Source organism: Dyella flava (assembly GCF_016904955.1).
Classification (GTDB): domain Bacteria; phylum Pseudomonadota; class Gammaproteobacteria; order Xanthomonadales; family Rhodanobacteraceae; genus Dyella_B; species Dyella_B flava.
In genome coordinates, this window is sequence record NZ_JADIKE010000036.1 from 300,430 (window position 1) to 316,853 (window position 16,424).

Annotated in this window: 16 protein-coding genes; 13 read left to right on the plus strand and 3 right to left on the minus strand. The window is 61.3% G+C overall.

The window, feature by feature from the left end:
- Nucleotides 1-73 precede the first annotated feature (73 nt).
- From ISP19_RS12715 to ISP19_RS12725, 3 genes are read left to right on the plus strand one after another with little or no spacing between them, the layout of a single operon-like run.
- The gene (locus ISP19_RS12715) at nt 74-1,096 is read left to right on the plus strand and encodes a ribonucleotide-diphosphate reductase subunit beta (protein WP_204682762.1); all 1,023 of its coding nucleotides are present in this window, start codon (nt 74-76) and stop codon (nt 1,094-1,096) included.
- A 14-nt stretch (nt 1,097-1,110) separates the two neighbouring features.
- Nucleotides 1,111-1,548: a GNAT family N-acetyltransferase gene (locus ISP19_RS12720; protein ID WP_204682763.1), complete on the plus strand. Its 438-nt coding sequence runs from the start codon at nt 1,111-1,113 to the stop codon at nt 1,546-1,548.
- A gap of 49 nt (nt 1,549-1,597) precedes the next feature.
- Complete coding sequence (locus ISP19_RS12725) at nt 1,598-2,479, plus strand: class I SAM-dependent methyltransferase (protein ID WP_204682764.1); 882 nt, start codon at nt 1,598-1,600, stop codon at nt 2,477-2,479.
- 108 nt (nt 2,480-2,587) lie between these two features.
- On the opposite strand, the gene ISP19_RS12730 is transcribed toward ISP19_RS12725, so the two are convergent.
- Complete coding sequence (locus tag ISP19_RS12730; protein ID WP_204682765.1) at nt 2,588-3,229, minus strand: DUF2076 family protein; 642 nt, start codon at nt 3,227-3,229, stop codon at nt 2,588-2,590.
- 312 nt (nt 3,230-3,541) lie between these two features.
- Nucleotides 3,542-5,875 carry a S9 family peptidase gene (locus ISP19_RS12735; protein WP_204682766.1) on the minus strand — a complete coding sequence of 778 codons (2,334 nt, stop codon included), beginning with the start codon at nt 5,873-5,875 and terminating at the stop codon, nt 3,542-3,544.
- A 196-nt stretch (nt 5,876-6,071) separates the two neighbouring features.
- On the opposite strand from ISP19_RS12735, the gene ISP19_RS12740 reads away from it, so the two are divergent.
- A complete protein-coding gene (locus ISP19_RS12740) occupies nt 6,072-6,458 on the plus strand; it encodes an acyl-CoA thioesterase (protein WP_204682767.1) in 387 nt (128 codons plus the stop codon).
- Nucleotides 6,459-6,475: 17 nt separating this feature from the next.
- On the plus strand, nt 6,476-7,225 hold the full coding sequence (locus tag ISP19_RS12745; RefSeq protein WP_204682768.1) for a glutathione S-transferase family protein: 750 nt from the start codon (nt 6,476-6,478) through the stop codon (nt 7,223-7,225).
- Between the two features lie 40 nt (nt 7,226-7,265).
- Here the strand turns inward: ISP19_RS12745 and ISP19_RS12750 are convergent, their stop codons facing one another.
- Nucleotides 7,266-8,165, minus strand: coding sequence for a LysR family transcriptional regulator (locus tag ISP19_RS12750; RefSeq protein WP_204682769.1), 900 nt, complete (start codon nt 8,163-8,165; stop codon nt 7,266-7,268).
- A 101-nt stretch (nt 8,166-8,266) separates the two neighbouring features.
- Here ISP19_RS12750 and ISP19_RS12755 point away from each other — a divergent pair, with 101 nt between their 5' ends.
- The 8 genes from ISP19_RS12755 (at nt 8,267) to ISP19_RS12790 (ending at nt 16,391) form a co-directional block, all read left to right on the plus strand.
- Nucleotides 8,267-9,259 carry an aldo/keto reductase gene (locus ISP19_RS12755; RefSeq protein WP_204682770.1) on the plus strand — a complete coding sequence of 331 codons (993 nt, stop codon included), beginning with the start codon at nt 8,267-8,269 and terminating at the stop codon, nt 9,257-9,259.
- A 99-nt stretch (nt 9,260-9,358) separates the two neighbouring features.
- Nucleotides 9,359-10,183, plus strand: coding sequence for an NADPH-dependent 7-cyano-7-deazaguanine reductase QueF (gene queF, locus ISP19_RS12760; RefSeq protein WP_204682771.1), 825 nt, complete (start codon nt 9,359-9,361; stop codon nt 10,181-10,183).
- Between the two features lie 210 nt (nt 10,184-10,393).
- Nucleotides 10,394-10,993 (plus strand): hypothetical protein, encoded by a 600-nt coding sequence (locus ISP19_RS12765; protein WP_204682772.1) that lies wholly within the window; start codon nt 10,394-10,396, stop codon nt 10,991-10,993.
- A 563-nt stretch (nt 10,994-11,556) separates the two neighbouring features.
- The gene (gene mprF, locus ISP19_RS12770; protein WP_239556768.1) at nt 11,557-14,115 is read left to right on the plus strand and encodes a bifunctional lysylphosphatidylglycerol flippase/synthetase MprF; all 2,559 of its coding nucleotides are present in this window, start codon (nt 11,557-11,559) and stop codon (nt 14,113-14,115) included.
- Complete coding sequence (locus ISP19_RS12775) at nt 14,112-14,921, plus strand: AcvB/VirJ family lysyl-phosphatidylglycerol hydrolase (protein WP_204682774.1); 810 nt, start codon at nt 14,112-14,114, stop codon at nt 14,919-14,921. Before mprF ends, ISP19_RS12775 begins: the two co-directional genes overlap by 4 nt.
- 220 nt (nt 14,922-15,141) lie before the next feature.
- On the plus strand, nt 15,142-15,357 hold the full coding sequence (locus ISP19_RS12780; RefSeq protein WP_204682775.1) for a CsbD family protein: 216 nt from the start codon (nt 15,142-15,144) through the stop codon (nt 15,355-15,357).
- A gap of 550 nt (nt 15,358-15,907) precedes the next feature.
- Nucleotides 15,908-16,141 carry a CsbD family protein gene (locus ISP19_RS12785; RefSeq protein ID WP_204682776.1) on the plus strand — a complete coding sequence of 78 codons (234 nt, stop codon included), beginning with the start codon at nt 15,908-15,910 and terminating at the stop codon, nt 16,139-16,141.
- A 76-nt stretch (nt 16,142-16,217) separates the two neighbouring features.
- The gene (locus ISP19_RS12790) at nt 16,218-16,391 is read left to right on the plus strand and encodes a DUF1328 domain-containing protein (RefSeq protein ID WP_204682777.1); all 174 of its coding nucleotides are present in this window, start codon (nt 16,218-16,220) and stop codon (nt 16,389-16,391) included.
- The last annotated feature ends 33 nt before the right edge of the window (nt 16,392-16,424 follow it).

Genomic DNA, 16,424 nt, shown 5'->3' on the forward strand with positions numbered 1-16,424 from the left:
CGCAGAGCCTGCCCCGGACTGGATCCGGGGCCGGGACCCAGCGACTTCCTACACGCTATAAATCGAGGACTCCATGTCAATCACAGCAAAAGCCCAACACATCCTCGAACCGGGTTTCGAACTCACCTTGCGTCCCATGCGCTACCCTGAGTTCTACGAGATGTACCGCAACGCCATCAAGAACACCTGGACGGTGGAGGAAGTGGATTTCTCGCTCGACGTCACCGACCTGAAGTCGAAGATGACCGATGCGGATCGCCACCTGATCCATCGCCTGGTTGCGTTCTTCGCCACCGGCGACACCATCGTTGCGAACAATCTGGTGCTGAATCTGTACCAGCACATCAACGCGCCGGAAGCGCGCATGTATCTCTCGCGCCAGCTGTACGAGGAATCGCTGCATGTGCAGTTTTACCTCACCCTGCTGGACACCTATATTCCTGATCCGAACGAACGCAACAAGGCCTTCTCCGCGATCGAGAACATCCCTTCGATCAAGCAAAAGGGTGCGTTCTGCTTCAAGTGGATCGATTCCATCCAGAACCTGCAGCGCCTGGAAACGCGTGAGCAGCGCCGGCAGTTCCTGCTCAACCTGATCTGCTTTGCTGCCTGCATCGAGGGTCTGTTCTTCTTCGCCGCGTTTGCCTACGTGTATTTCCTGCGCTCGCGTGGCTTGTTGCATGGATTGGCCTCGGGCACCAACTGGGTGTTCCGCGACGAATCCGGGCACATGGCCTTTGCCTTCGAAGTGGTGCGTACGGTGCGTGCGCAGGAGCCGGATCTGTTTGACGAGGAGATGCGCACCCAGGTCGAGGCCATGCTGGAAGAGGCCATCGCCTGTGAGACGCAGTTTGCCGAGGACGTGCTTTCCGGCGGCGTGGCGGGTCTGTCGGTCAAGGACATGCGCCAGTACCTGGAATACTGCGCAGACCAGCGCCTGACCCAGCTCGACCTGCCGAAGAAATACGGCGCGAAGAATCCGTTCGATTTCATGGATCTGCAGGATGTACAGGAAGTCACTAACTTCTTCGAACGCCGCGTCTCGGCCTATCAGGTCGGCGTGGAAGGCGAAGTTGCCTTTGACATGACGTTCTGATCACCAGCGCTTGCATGGATTCGCCGCAGATCGTTCTTACCGATACGCCGGATGCCAGCGAACTGCTGGCAATCCGGCGTGGGCTCGATGCCTTCAACCGCGCGGCGAGCGGTATCGACGACCAGCGTCCGATCGCGTTGCTGGTCAAGGATCCCGCGACACACGACGTGCTGGGCGGCCTGAATGGACGCACCTCGCGCGGGGTGCTGTTTGTCGATGTGTTTTTCCTGCCCGAGTCGATGCGCGGCAACGGCCTGGGCAGCCGGCTGTTGCAGATGGCGGAAGACGAAGGCCGCCGTCGCGGCTGCCGTATCGGCCTGCTGCACACCAACTCCTTTCAAGCGCCCGAGTTCTACAAAAAACACGGCTGGCGCGAATACGGCAATTTCCCCAGCGATCCACCTGGCAACCGCCGCATTTTCTTTACCAAGGATCTGATGCCGGCGACGTGAGCGGCGTGGATTGGGTATGCTGCGGGCATCACCGCCTGGCATGCCACGCATGACACCACGCAGATTTCTGGCCAAGGTTTTCCGCCGCATCGCCTACGAAATCGATCGCTCCCTGTTCGATCAGGCTAATGCACCGGCCACACCGGCATCGACCGCATCAAACGCAACGCTCACGCTCACGCAGGATTTTGATCCGCTGGCCGTTCCGCTACGTGATAACAAGCTCGCCGGCTGGTTCAACGAAGAACGCCGTGAGTTGTATACCGGCTTTGCGCTTGGCCCCGATGATGTCGTCGCAGATATCGGATGCGGCACCGGCATGCATGCGCGCTTCTGCGCAGATCAGGGCGCGCACGTCATTCTGGTGGAGGCCAACGAGGCCAAGTTGAATGTAACTCGCGCGCGCTGGGCGGCCGACAATTCGAAGGTCGAATCCCATCTGCATAGTGCAATCCCCTTTCCGATTGCAGATGGCCGCTGCACGCGCATTGTCTGCAATGAAGTGCTTGAGCGCGTCGAAGATACTTCGGCCTTCCTGGCCGAGTTGAAGCGTATCGGCGCACCAGGTGCGCGCTACCTGATCTGCGTGCCGGCGCCTTTCAGCGAACGCGTATTGAAAAACATTGCGCACCCTTCCTACTTCGAACCGCCGAATCATATTCGCATCATTGAACCGGACGATTTCCGGCAGATGGTGACGGACGCCGGCTTGATCGTCGAATCCGAATCCAGCTACGGCGCGTATTGGGCAATCTGGTGGTGGCTATGGTGGTGCGACCCGCAGCCGAGCACTGCACCGCGTCATCCGGTGCTCGATCACCTGGCGTTCGCCTGGAACAGCCTGCTGGATAGCGCGAGCGGCCCGCATATCAAGAAAGCACTGGACCGTTGCGTGCCCAAGAGCCAGGTGATCGTGGCGCGCAAGCCATGATCGAAGCTGCTTTCGATACTTATCCCGCAGCCGTCTTTTCCTGATCACACACAAAAACACCCGGGACCGAACACCCCGGGCGTTGTCGTTGCGACTTGAAGCCGGGAATTATGTCCAGCTGTTATCGTCGTCGAAATTACCACCGTCAAAATTGGCGTCGTCGAAACCGGTGGACGAGAAATCCTGGCCGCCGCCGTTCGACAGGTTGCCGTCATCGAAGAAATTGTTTTCGGTGACGTTTTCGATGATCTCCGGCTGGCCGCCAAAGCCGCCACCGAAAAAGCCACCGCCACGGTGGCCACCGAGCAGATCCTCGATACCGTTGAACAGGAACATGCCACCGGCCACACCGGCCGCCGTGGTGGCTGCGCTGGCCAGGAAGCTCGGCGCGGCGCTCTGCGGCGCGGCGGGCGCGCCACCAAACAGGCGCTCGCGCCACGTCGGCGCCGGGGCCTGCTGTTGCGGCGGATAAGGCGGCGGGTTAGCGCCCCAGCCGGACGGCTGCCCGCCGAGGAAGCTGCCGCCTTGCTGGCCGGCCAGCTGGGCCTGCAACTGGGCGATCTGCGCCTTGGCCGCATCCAGCGCGTGCTGCTGCAACAGGCTGCGCTGCACCAGCAGATAGAGCGCATCGGGCTGACCGGCCAGGCGTTGGCGGATCAAGGCGTCGGCCTGGGCATCCTTGCCGACGCCATTGACGGCGGCCAGGCGCTGAAGAAAGTCGTCGAGAAGGAGCTGTTCCTGGGGAGTCATGGGGTTCTCCGTTGCGCTGTAGATGAATGCCGGCGCAGTGCTGGCAGTACATGGAAATATGCACGAGATATGTGACCTCAAGAGGCGCGTCGAGTGCAGAGCGATTTCCGTGCTGCTGATATTCAGTTCATTTTGGGGCCGGCGTCTGCCGCACGCGCCGCAGTGGATACGGCCCTACTGAGCCGTTCCAGCGTAACCATTTTTCGGCGTTCAGGCTGCCATGTGCGCCAGGCTATGGCTATGGCGCACATGGCAGATCAGTTGCTAGCCCACCCGGTAAACCGCGCCATGCAGCGCACGCGTGCTTCCCGTTCAGCGCCAGGGCCAGGGCTTGAGTTCGTACTCCTGCGGCGGCGTGTCGCCGGCAAGGTTATGCACGAAGTAATCCCAGCGGCGGCGCGTGATATACGGCGTGTCCGGGCCATAGGCGTGATGCTGGTTGGGCAAGAACAACATGTCGAAATCCTTGTTGGCCTTGATCAGCGCATCCACCACCAACAGGGTGTTGTAGGGCGGCACGTTATCGTCGATGGAACCGTGCACCAGCATCAGCTTGCCCTTGAGATTCTTGGCGATCAGCTGATTGGCCTGGCTGTCGTAATTGGTGCTGCCGTCCTTGTTGGTGACCAGCAGCCCCTGCCATTTCTCGGCCCAATCGTCTTCATAGTCGCGGTTATCGTGGTTGCCGCTTTCCGACCAGCCGACCTTGAAGAAGTCGGGATAGCGGAACATCGCATCGGCCGTGGCATCGCCGCCGCCGGAATGGCCCCAGATGCCGACCCGGTCAAGATCGATCCAAGGATAACGCTGGGCAAGCTGCTTGATTGCCGTCACCTGATCCGGCAGCGTGTTGTCGCCCATGTTGCCGTACCACGTGTCGTGGAACGACTTGGAGCGCCACGGCGTGCCCATGCCGTCGATCGCCACCACGATAAAGCCGAGTTCGGCCAGCGACTGGTTGTCGTAGTGCGAAGGCGTGAAGCCGAAGGTTTCAACCGAGCCGGTCTGCGGACCGGGATAGATGTAATCGACGATCGGGTACTTCTTCTGCGGATCGAAATGGGTGGGCTTGAACATCAAGCCGTACAGATCCGTCTTGCCGTCGCGCGCCTTCACCGTGAACGGCACCGGCGGCTGCCAGCCGGTCGCCAGCAGGCGCTTGATGTCGGCCTTGGCGACGGTGGCGATGATGTGTCCGTCATTGGCATCGCGCAGCACGGTGACCGGCGGCGTGGTAGTGGTCGAATAGCTGTCGACGAAATACTTGCCATCGTCCGACATGGTGATCTCGTGATCGGCCGGTTCCGGGGTCAGCAGCACCGGCTCGCCGCCGTCCAGGCTCACCTTCCAGAACTGCTGGTAATACGGATTGACGCCGGCAGTGCGGCCCACTCCGCGGAACCACACCGTGCGGGTTGCCGCGTCCACTTTCAGCACTTCGGTCACATTGCCGTCGCCGCTGGTGATGGCGTGCTTGAGCTGGCCGTTGCCGAGGTCGTAGAGGTACAGGTTGCCCCAGTCGTTGCGTTCGCTAAACCAGATGGCCTCGTGTGTGCCGGGCAGGTAACGCCAGTTCACTGCGCCGTTGCCGCTCTCGTAATAGGTGGGCACATCCTCGTGGAACACGGTGCGCACTGCGCCGGTTTTCGTATCGGCGATGCGGAAGGTTTCGTGCTTGTGATCGCGCGAGGTGGATACAAAGGCGAGCGTCTTGCCATCCGGCGCCCACTTCACATCATCCCAGCCGCCATTGTCGCCGCAACTGACGTCGTCGCAGAGAGTGGAGCGATGCTGATCGGCCGGCATGTTCAGGCGCACGACCTTGTGGGCAGGCACGTCGATGACCACGCGTTCGATCATCGTGATATTCGCATCGCCCGGCAGTGGGTATTTCCAGGCCTGCAGTTCGGGATGGCCCACCTTGGTGGTGACCAGGTACATGTCGCCATCGCGGCGCTGATCCTGCTGGAAGGTCGCGATCTGCTTCGAATCGGGCGACCATTCCAGAATGGCGTTATCGGTGTGCTTCCAGCCCGCGTTGTCGGTGGCGTAGCCGAAGTTTTCCACGCCGTCGGTGGTGAGCTGGGTTTCCTTGCCGGTGGCGACATCGCGCACCCACAGGTTCCAGTTGCGGATAAAGGCTTCCTGCTTGCGATCCGGCGACAGCACGCCCGGCTCCTTGCCTTCCTTCACCGGCGCGCATTCGCCGGCGCCCTGCAGATTGCAAAGGTATTTTTTGCCCGCCGCCTCGATTTCGTCGCGCCCGTCGGCGGCGACCCGGAAATCGGTGATGCCAAGTTTGTCGGCCTTGACTGTCTTATCGCCGGCCTTGGTCAACGCTCCCGCCAGCTTGACGTGGTCGAACAGCGGCGAAGCGCTGCCGTTGGTTGCATCCATTTGCAGATAGTGGTCGCCGCCGGCGTCGTGATCGACGTACCAGAAATGCGTGCCATCCATCCAATGCACCGTGCGCACCGCGTGATCCACCAGCGGCGCGGTGTTGTACATCATGAAGCGCTCGGCCTGCGCGTAGTCCTGCGCAGTCAGCGTCCGGCCCTCGGCCATCGCGCTGCCGGCACTCGATGCCGCCAGCAGCCCACACAACAGAGCGCCGTAAAGACGCGACATGCCGATTGTCGAACGCATGCTTGCTCCCAATGAACTTGCCGAAGAACTCGAAACAGCCACCGCCGGCGCTGTCCCCAACCAGGCATCCTAACCCGGACACCGTCTGCTCACCCCTGCCAAAGGTACTCAAGAACCCGGCTACCGGCACGCCCCGCATGGCGCCGTGGCCGGCGTGGCTTTATTGTGTACGGCCCTTTCTCACCGCTGATCCGCCATGACCTCCACCCTGCCCGAAGCCCACCTGCTGGAAATGGTCTTTCCGGACCACACCAACCACCTGGGCACGTTGTTCGGTGGACAGGCCCTGGCCTGGATGGACAAGGCCGCCTTTATCGTCGCCTCGCGTCATGCGCGGCGCACCGTGGTCACCGCGCGCTCGGAGGAAGTGAACTTCCGCGTCCCGGTACGCAAAGGACAACTGGTGGAGTTGGTCGCGCGCATCGTCGGCACCGGGCGTAGCTCGATGCAGGTGGAAGTGGAGATGACCGCGGAAGACCCGCTCACCGGCGACCGCCGCATCTGCACCACCGGGCGCTTTGTGATGATCGCGCTCGATTCCAACGGCTCGCCCACGGCTGTACCGCAGTTGCACTCCGCCTGATACCCGGATAACTGACCATGTCCCAGCCATTGACCGTCATCGGCAACTACATCTCGCCCTTCGTGCGCAAGGTGCTGGCATGTCTGGAGCTCAAGGGCATCGACTACGTGATCGATCCGATCACGCCCTTCCTCGGCAACGAGGACTTCAGCCGATTGAGCCCGCTGCGCCGTGTGCCGGTGCTGATCGATGACGACCTGGTACTCAACGATTCCTCGGTGATCTGTCAGTACCTGGAAGACAAATATCCCACCCCATCGCTCTACCCTGCCGATATCGGCCAGCGCGCCAAAGCGCGCTGGCTGGAGGAATTTGCCGATACGCGACTGGCCGACGTGCTGGTGTGGCGGCTGTTCTATCAACTGGCGGTCCTGCGCTATGTGTTCGGGCAGGCCACCGATGAAAGCGTGGTGCAGAAAGCGCGCGAGGTGGATATTCCCTCCGCGCTCGATTATCTGGAAACACAGCTTCCCGCGGATGGTTTCGTCTTCGGCGAGCTGTCGATTGCCGACATCAGCATCGCCTGTTATTTCCGCACGGCATCGTTCGTACGCTACACGGTGGATGCGCAGAAGTGGCCACGCGTTGCGGCACTGGTGCAGCAGGTGCAGGCCTTGCCGTCGTTTCAGAAACTGGCGCGGCTGGAAGACAGCATGCTGCGCATTCCGGTTACGCAACAACGCGAAGTGCTGGCCGCGGCGGGAGCGCCGCTCACGCGTGCGACGTTGGCAACGGATACGCCGCGGCATGGGTTTCCGCGCAGCTGATTTGCCGTCACCGCTTCGTAATGCGCTACCAGGCGCAACGTCAAAGCTGTTTGCTCATCTGCTCCACCAGCCAGTCCACAAACACGCGCAACCTGGCCGGCATCTGCCGGTGCGGTGCATACAGCACGGTAACCGGCAATGACGGTGGCGGCGTGGCGGGAAGAAGCTCTCGCAAGGTGCCGTTGGCAATGCCTTCCGCGACGCGATAGCGCGGAAACTGCGCGATGCCCAGTCCCGCTTCGCAACAGGCAAGATAGGCTTCCACACTGCTGACCGTGACCTGCCCGGGCAGGATCACTTCGCGCCGCTTGCGTCCCACCATGAACTCCAGCGGCTCGCTGCGATGCGTGGTGGGCGAGGCCCAGTTCACGGCGCAATGCCTGTTCTGCAAATCGGCCAGCGATTGCGGCACGCCATGTTTGCGCACGTAGGCGGCGCTGGCCACGGTCAATTGTTCGAGGACGCCGACGCGACGACCGACCAGGTTCGAGTCGGGCAATTTGCCGACGCGCAAGACGCAATCCACGCCTTCACGCAGCAGATCGACAAAATGATCACCGGTGCCGATATCCAGCTCGAGCAAGGGATAACGTGCGAAGAACGCAGGCAGCGCGGGAATCAGCCAGAGGCGGGCCATCAGCGCAGGTACATCGATGCGCAGATGTCCGCGCGGCTGTACCGTGGCTTCGCGAAAATCCGCTTCGACGGCATCCATCTCAGCCAGCAGGCGCACGCAATGGCTGTAATAGGCCTCGCCATCGCGCGTGGCGTGTACCCGCCGGGTCGTTCGCTGCAATAGCTGTGTGCCCAGCCGTGTCTCAAGCCGCTTGATGGTATGCGTGACGGTGGCGCGCGGCAGGTTCAGATCATCGGCCGCCGCAGTGAAGCTGCCCAGTTCAATGATGCGGGTGAACAGACGCATGGCATCGAGGCGATCCATGGATTGTTGATCCAAATGAAATGGTGATGGCCATTATTGAGCATTTATCGCATCACCGTACAAGCCGAAGATGTGCTGTCCCCCCAACCACGAGATGCATCATGCAAACACGCACACTCGGCAAAAACGGACCTGTCGTTTCCGCCCTCGGCCTCGGCTGCATGGGCATGAGCGATTTCTACGGCGCACGCGACGACGCCGAATCGGTCGCCACCATCCAGCATGCGCTCGACCGCGGCCTGACCCTGCTCGACACCGCCGACATGTACGGCCCATTCATCAATGAGGAACTGGTCGGCAAGGCGATCAAGGGCCGCCGCGACCAGGTTTTCCTGGCCACCAAGTTCGGCATCGTGCGCGACGCCTCCGATCCGACCAAGCGCGGAATCAGCGGCCGGCCGGAATATGTGCGCGCCAGCTGCGATAACAGCCTCAAGCGGCTGGGTGTGGATCACATCGATCTGTATTACCAGCATCGCGTGGATCCGAATGTGCCGATCGAGGAAACCGTTGGCGCGATGGCCGAGCTGGTGGCCGCGGGCAAGGTGCGTTATCTCGGATTATCCGAAGCCTCGGTGCAGAGCATCGAGCGCGCCAGCAAGGTGCATACGATTACCGCACTGCAAAGCGAACTGTCGCTGTGGACCCGCGACCTGCTGGACAACGGCACGCTCGCGCGATGCCGCCAACTGGGCATCGCGCTGGTGGCCTATTCGCCATTGGGACGCGGCTTCCTGACCGGCGCGATCACCCGGCCGGAAGATTTTGACCCGGACGATTTCCGTCGCACTAATCCACGTTTCGTCGGCGAAAACTTTGTGCACAACCTGCAGCTGGTGAAGCGGGTGGAGGCACTGGCCCAGGAAAAAGGCTGCACCCCGGCACAACTGGCACTCGCCTGGGTATTGGCGCTGGGCCAGGACATCGTGCCGATCCCCGGCACCAGGCGCCGTTCGCGTCTGGACGAAAACCTGGGCGCACTGAATGTCCATCTGAGCGAAGGCGACCTGGCCTCGATCGAGCAGATTTTCCCCATCGAGGCCGTAGCCGGCGAGCGTTATACCGCGGCGGGAATGGTTCATGTGAATCGGTAAGAGAGAGAAATAAGGAGTGAGGAGTAAGAGAAAAACCGGCCTTTCAGCGCTCTTCTCTCACCTCTCACTCCTCTCCACTCTCTCCTATAAAATAGGGAAATGACTTCCCCCGAATACTCCCCCCTCGGCAAGCACACCGTCTACGCCGACCGTTACGATCCCAGCCTGCTCTTCCCGATTCCGCGCCAAGCAAAGCGCGATGAGATCGGGGTGGATGAGCCACTGCCTTTCCAGGGCGTGGATATCTGGAATGCGTATGAGCTGTCCTGGTTGGACATGCGTCGCAAGCCGGTGGCGGCAGTGGCGGAGTTTCATGTGCCGGCGACCTCGCCAAACATCATCGAGTCCAAGTCCTTCAAGCTGTATCTCAATGGTTTCGCACAGGAGCCGGTTGCCAACGCGGCGGCACTGAGTGCATTGCTGCAGCAGGATCTGTCGCGTGCGGCGGGCGCGCCGGTGATGGTGTATATCCGTGAGCCGCGCGCGGCAAAGCATCTTTTTGCCGATCTCGAAGGCGAGTCGATCGACGGTCTGCCGGTGAAGATCGATGATTACGGCCCGCCCAAGGCCGACTATCTGCGTGTCAGCGCGGCTGGCGATGTCGTCGAGGAAGTCCTGGTATCGGACCTGCTGCGCTCTAATTGCCCGGTGACCGGCCAGCCGGACTGGGGCAGCGTGCAGATCAAGTACCGTGGCCCGGCCATCGACCGCGAAGGATTGCTGCGCTACCTGGTTTCGTTCCGCACGCATAACGAATTCCACGAACAATGCGTGGAACGCATTTTCATCGACGTGATGAAGCGCTGCGCGCCCGAGCAACTCAGCGTGTACGCGCGCTACACCCGCCGCGGCGGACTGGACATCAATCCCTTCCGCAGCACCGGCAAGGCGCTGCCGGACAATGTTCGCGGCGCAAGGCAGTAAAGGCAGTGAGTGGAGAGGAGTGAGAGGGGTGACAGGCAGGTTTCGCTGGCCTTTCTCTAACTCCTCACTCCTCTCCACTCACTCCTAGCCTTACCGGTTACACTCGCCGCCCTGGTCATCGGCACTTCAGATCGGCGGCGCTAGCCTTGTCCACCGGTCCGAAGTCGTCAGCCTCCGGTTCTCTTGCTCCCTTATTTCGGAATCCCGCCCATGAAACTCTCCGCACGTTCCGCCGCCCTATACAGCGTCACGTTTGCCGGCCTGCTGGCGCTCAGCGCCTGCGGCAAGAACGAGCAGCAGCCTGCGAACCAGCCCGCTTCCCCGAGCACGGCGCCGGCAGCACCGAGCACCGCCGCCAAACCCGCTCCGGCCAGCACGGCGCCGGCTCCGGCCAGCACGGCCGCCAAGCCTGCCGCAGCCAGCACCGCGCCGGCTGCCGCCACGGCCGCTCCCGCTGCGGCGGACAACACCTTCCAGGTCGCCGACATCACGCTGGGCGATGCCGTCACCCCCGATCACAAGGTGCGCAAGGAAGTCGACACGTTCGCGCCGAACCAGAAGACCATCTATGTCAGCGTTGACACCAGCGGCAGCACCACTGGCGCCACGCTCAATGCCAAGTGGAGCTACCTGGAAGGCAACGGTGAACTGGTGAATAGCGTCAGCCAGTCGATCGTTGCCGATGGTCCGGCCACCACCACCTTCCGCGTGCAGAACCCGGACCTGTGGCCGGTGGGCAAGTACAAGGTGGACATCCTGCTTGATGGCAAGCAGGTCGCGAGCAAGACCTTCGAAATCAAGAAGAGCTGAGCCTCGCCGACATGATGTAGATGGGGCGCCCCACGGGCGCCCCTTTTTCGTTGAACATGTTCCATCGAGCACGTCCCGTTGAAATGTCCTCGTCACGCGCACCGTTGCGGATGCGCCCTTGAGCGGACCTTTGGCGTCGGACATGTCGTCGCGCATGGCATCGCAAGTTATTACCTGCAATGTCTGATGTGGCACCATCGCAGTGTGAGGGATGCTCTAATCCATTCCCCGCAGATGGCATGATGCCCAGAAGGCTCTCAGGGTGTGTCGCGCGGCGCAGGGAAGACTGGCCGTCTTTTCAAGCCGGGCGGCGCAGGCTGAGAGCCTTCTGGGCATCACCCCATTAGTAAATCCAAAACGCAGTGCTGGCCCTGTCTGTCCGCATGCCTTCGGTCCATCGTCTCGACAGACGGCCAGTCTGCCTTCGCCGATGACCCGGTGGCCTGCGAACAGACAGGGCCAGTGCCACCTGTGGCGAATGGATTAGAGCATCCCTAAGGAATCGAGAGAGTCGTAGCGTGGAGCAACAAGGCGGGGCCGAAGTCCTTAGCCAAGAAGATGCCTTGAGCCGGCAGGGCCCGGTCTGGTTGCGTCGATTCGGTGGTCCGGCATTGTCGGTGCTGATGCTGTGCCTGGCGCTGTGGGCGCTGTACCGGCTGGCCGGCGAGGTGAGCTATCACCAGGTCGGCGAGTACATGCATCGCCTGCGCCGCGGACGTATCGGCCAGGCTATCGTGCTGACCGCGCTCGGCTATGCGGTGATGCCGTTCTACGATCTGTTCGCGCTGAATTCGATTGGCCGCAAACTGCCGCGTCCGCGCGTCGCACTGATTTCTTTTATCAGCTACGCCTTCAGCAATACGCTGGGCATGGCGATGCTGGTGTCCGGCTCGATCCGTTATCGCTTCTATATCCAGGCCGGCTTGTCGACGATGGAAGTGGCCAGGGTCGTGTTGTTCTGCACGATCAGCTTCTGGCTCGGCCTGTTCACGATCACCGGCGTCACGCTGATATTGGTGCCATTGCCGACCGGTTTGCCGCTGGCGTCCGCACGTGTGCTGCTCGGCGTGACACTTTGCGTGATTCCTTCGCTGTGGTTGCTTGGCGGCGCCTTGATGCGCCGGCCGATTCGTCTGTGGCGCTGGCATTTTCGATTGCCGCCGGTGACGGTCGGCCTGCGCCAGGTGCTCGTCGGGGCGGTGGACTGGGGGCTGGCCGCCGCCGTGCTGTATGCGCTGATGCCCGATGCGATGGTGCTGCATTTCGGCTCGTTCCTGGCGATTTTTGCGCTGGCGCAGATCGCGGGCCTGATCAGCCATGTGCCGGGCGGTCTGGGCGTGTTCGAAGCGGTGATGCTGGCCGGCTTTGGCGCCACCGGCAATCAGGCGCTTTCGGCACCGATTCTCGGCGCATTGGCAGCGTATCGCGGCGTCTACTATTTGCTGCCGTTGTGCGCCGCGACGGTCGCCGTGGTGATCCGCGAAGCGCGCGGATTGCGCCAGGCTGCGCTGCTCACACCGTGGTTCAACGGCATCCTGCCGCCGTTCTTTGCTGGTCTTACCCTGGTCTCCGGCGCCGTGCTGCTGTTCTCTGGCGCCACCGCGGCACTGCCCGGGCGCATGGAATTGCTCAGCGATCTACTGCCGCTACCGGTGCTGGAGGTTTCGCATTTTCTCAGTAGCGTCATCGGCATGTCGCTGCTGATTCTTGCGCGCGGACTGCAGCGACGGCTTGATGCCGCGTATTGGCTGACCCTGGTGCTGCTGATCGCCGGTGCGGTCGCCTCACTGCTCAAGGGCATCGATTACGAAGAAGCCGGCCTGCTGATCCTGCTCGCCGTTGCCCTCGCGCCTGCGCATCGCCTGTTCTACCGGCGCGCGTCAATGTTCGAAGTGACCTTCTCGTTTGGCTGGGTGCTGGCATGCGCGACCGTGCTGGGTTGCACGGTATGGCTGGTGTTCTTCAGCTACCAGCACGTGGAATACAGCCGCGACCTGTGGTGGCAATTCAGTTTCTATCACGGCAATGCGCCGCGCGCACTGCGTGCGCTGGTCGGCGCCACCGGCGTCGCATTGCTGTTTGCACTCACCACGCTGATCCGCTCGGCGCGGCCACGCCCCACCCTGCCGGATGAGACCGAACTGGCGCGCGCATTGCCACTGATCAAGCGATTCCATTCCGCACAAGCGCACCTCGCCTTGATGGGCGACAAGAGCCTGCTGTTCGATCCGGAGGACAAGGCGTTCATCATGTACGGCATCGAAGGCCGCAGCTGGGTCGCCATGGGCGATCCGGTCGGCCACGATGATCGTGCACGACAGGAGCTGGTCTGGACCTTCCACGAACACTGCGAACGCGGCGGCGGCTGGCCGGTGTTCTATCAGGTCGCACCGGACGATCTGGATCTGTATCTCGAAGTCGGCATGAGCCTGCTGAAAATCGGCGAAGAAGCGCGCGTCAGGCTGGAACACTTCAATCTCGACGGTAAATCGAAGAAAACCTTGCGCGGCACGGTCAACAAGCTGACTCGCGATGGTCTGCGCCTGGAAATCGTGCCGGCCGCCAATGTCCCGGCCTTGCTGCCGCAACTACGGCCGGTCTCGGAGGCCTGGCTGCGCGACAAGCGCGTGCGTGAAAAAGGCTTCTCGCTCGGCGCATTCAATGAGCACTACCTCTCGCGCATGCCGATGGCGGTGGTGTGGCAAGACGACAAACCCATCGCCTTCGCCAATATGTTCCTGTGCGAAAACATGGAAGAAGCATCGGTGGACCTGATGCGCCAGCTACCCGACGGTCCTACCGGACTCATGGATTATCTGTTCGTGGAACTGATGCTGTGGGCCAGGGCCGAGGGCTATCGCTGGTTCAACCTCGGCATGGCCCCGCTTTCGGGCCTGCAGAGCCGGCGCCAAGCACCGTTGTGGAACCGGTTCGGTGCGCTCATCTTCGGCCGCGGCGAGCGCTTCTATAATTTCCAGGGTCTGCACCGCTACAAAGACAAGTTCGACCCCGAGTGGGAGCCGCGCTATATGGCAGTGCCGGGCGGCATTGCCCTGCCGGTGGTGCTCACCAATGTCGCCAGCCTGATTTCGGGCGGCCTTACTGGAGTTGTGCGTCGATGAAATTCCGCATCATCGCAATCGTTGTCTGCCTGGCGATTGCTGCATCTCTGATCATTTGGAAACCCTTTCCCCGCCCCAGCCTGGAAGAAGCCACCGTCGCGCTGACGCCTAAAGTGCAGGCTCCGGCGGGTCACGATGATGTGCTGGCGGTGTTCTACTCCGGTGACGGCGGCTGGCGCGATCTGGACAAGGAAGTAGGTGCGCGCCTGGCCAATCGTGGCATACCGGTGCTCGGCGTCAGTTGCCTGGCCTATTACTGGCGCAACCGCTCGCCGGAGGATTCCGCGCAAGATCTGGATGCACTGATCACCAAATACGCCACGCAGTGGCACAAGCAGAAAGTGTGGCTGATCGGCTTCTCGTTCGGGGCAGACGTGCTGCCGACGATCGTCGACAAGCTCAGCCCCGCCAATCGCGCCCGCATCTCTCAGCTGGTGCTGCTATCACCGAGCCAGGACGTGAACTTCGAAGTCGAGCTGGAAGGCTATATGCGCGAGAACTGGCTCAAGACGCACACCAAGGCGCTGATGGAATGGATCAATCCGGTAGCGCACTATCCCGCGCTACCGCCGATCACCGCACTGCAAAACAAACCGCCGATGATCTGCTATTACGGCCGCGAAGACGGCGACGACACGGTGTGCGACGACCCGAAACTGCCGACCTGGGTAAAAGTTTACGAAATGCCGGGCGACCATCATTTCAATTACGACTATGACGGCCTTGCCACGCGCATGATCGGCGACTTGCCGGCTGACTCCGCAACCGTGCAAAACACGGCACAAAATTCCATGACAGTGCACTGATTACCTGGCGCACGGCCTGATAATAAAAACCACACAATCCAATCACGCTCATGCCGTTGACGCGCATGACGCGGTGAGCATGCACGCCTTTACCAAGGTGAATGCCGGCAACCTCTTTATACAAACCAGGCACGAATGATTCACGTGCGCGGTGATCGAATCGACAACCGCACTCGGTGCATGTGCCTTGTGCATCCTTTCAAGCTGAAGAGGTAACGTCATGAACCAAGACATGCTCAGGGGTCAATGGAAACAGCTCACCCCCAATATCAAGCAGCACTGGGGCAAGCTCACTGATGCCGACCTGAAGGTCAGCGAAGGAAGCGTGGAATACCTGACCGACAAGGTAGAGAAACGTTACGGCATCAGCCACTCTGAAGCCGAAAAACAGGTTCGCGAGTTCGAGACTCAGATCAGCAAGCATACGCATCACTGAACCTTTCATCCGCGGCCCCGCACCAGCATACGTACCCGAGCAGCTCGCAAGATGGCTGGTGCGGGGGCACAGGGCACCCTCATCATCGCCGCGGCGCGCTTAGAGCGTGAGACCGCGCGACATAAAGACGTAGAGATCGCACCGCAGGCAGCAGCGTGATGCGCCTCACTGCATGCGCCCGCCGACCGGCTGATGCATGACATGCTGGCCGCTGTACAGTTCACGCCCATCGGCAACACGTCTTCAGGCATACCGCGAACCTCCCATTGCTGAATTCGTGCCGGACACGTCGCCCGTCCTGGCTGCGACCACGCTTCTGCGCGCGGGCGGACAACCCTTCTGGAATTCGCCTGAGTTCAGTAACGCGAGACGATCACGCGTATATCCCCACGTGATCTGCACACCACGCAAACAAATCGTGCGCACGGCATTCATGTGACTTAACCGTTCCAGCGCACTCCCACACATTGTTTACAGCGGGGCTGTTCGAATCGATCGCGTCAGATGCGTGGCGTCTGGCTTATCCATCGAAGCGCACGAGGTGACTGTAATGAATCACGACACGATCAGTGGCCAATGGAAACAACTCGGCGGCCAGATCAAAAAGCAATGGGGCAAATTGACCGACGATGATCTGAAAGTCGTCGAAGGCAACGCCCAGATGCTCGCCGGCCGGTTGCAGGAACGCTACGGCATCGCCCGCGAGGAAGCCGAACGGCAAGTCCGTGACTTTCAGAAGGATCTGGACGTCAGTAGGCAGAAAGACAAGCCACTGAGCCACTGACCCGGATGGCGCGCCACACCCCGAGGCGCGTGCATCCAGATCAAGCACGCATGCCATCATTGATTAGGAGATCGCCATGCTTTATTGGGCTGCCGTATTTTTTATCATCGCGATCATCGCTGCCGTATTTGGTTTTGGCGGCATTGCCGCCGGTGCCGCGAGCATCGCCAAGATACTCTTTATCGTGTTTATCGTTCTGTTTGTGCTATCGCTGATCTTTGGTGGCATACGGCGAGGACCTCGTCTCTAACAGTCCGCTGATCTAGATGGACGTCACGGTGAC

Bases quoted from the DNA above. Each gene is read 5' to 3' on its own strand.
- ISP19_RS12715 (WP_204682762.1), top strand. From the start codon at position 74: ATGTCAATCACAGCAAAAGCCCAACACATCCTCGAACCGGGTTTCGAA.
- ISP19_RS12720 (WP_204682763.1), top strand. From the start codon at position 1,111: ATGGATTCGCCGCAGATCGTTCTTACCGATACGCCGGATGCCAGCGAA.
- ISP19_RS12725 (WP_204682764.1), top strand. From the start codon at position 1,598: ATGACACCACGCAGATTTCTGGCCAAGGTTTTCCGCCGCATCGCCTAC.
- ISP19_RS12730 (WP_204682765.1), bottom strand. From the start codon at position 3,229: ATGACTCCCCAGGAACAGCTCCTTCTCGACGACTTTCTTCAGCGCCTG.
- ISP19_RS12735 (WP_204682766.1), bottom strand. From the start codon at position 5,875: ATGCGTTCGACAATCGGCATGTCGCGTCTTTACGGCGCTCTGTTGTGT.
- ISP19_RS12740 (WP_204682767.1), top strand. From the start codon at position 6,072: ATGACCTCCACCCTGCCCGAAGCCCACCTGCTGGAAATGGTCTTTCCG.
- ISP19_RS12745 (WP_204682768.1), top strand. From the start codon at position 6,476: ATGTCCCAGCCATTGACCGTCATCGGCAACTACATCTCGCCCTTCGTG.
- ISP19_RS12750 (WP_204682769.1), bottom strand. From the start codon at position 8,165: ATGGATCGCCTCGATGCCATGCGTCTGTTCACCCGCATCATTGAACTG.
- ISP19_RS12755 (WP_204682770.1), top strand. From the start codon at position 8,267: ATGCAAACACGCACACTCGGCAAAAACGGACCTGTCGTTTCCGCCCTC.
- queF (WP_204682771.1), top strand. From the start codon at position 9,359: ATGACTTCCCCCGAATACTCCCCCCTCGGCAAGCACACCGTCTACGCC.
- ISP19_RS12765 (WP_204682772.1), top strand. From the start codon at position 10,394: ATGAAACTCTCCGCACGTTCCGCCGCCCTATACAGCGTCACGTTTGCC.
- ISP19_RS12775 (WP_204682774.1), top strand. From the start codon at position 14,112: ATGAAATTCCGCATCATCGCAATCGTTGTCTGCCTGGCGATTGCTGCA.
- ISP19_RS12780 (WP_204682775.1), top strand. From the start codon at position 15,142: ATGAACCAAGACATGCTCAGGGGTCAATGGAAACAGCTCACCCCCAAT.
- ISP19_RS12785 (WP_204682776.1), top strand. From the start codon at position 15,908: ATGAATCACGACACGATCAGTGGCCAATGGAAACAACTCGGCGGCCAG.
- ISP19_RS12790 (WP_204682777.1), top strand. From the start codon at position 16,218: ATGCTTTATTGGGCTGCCGTATTTTTTATCATCGCGATCATCGCTGCC.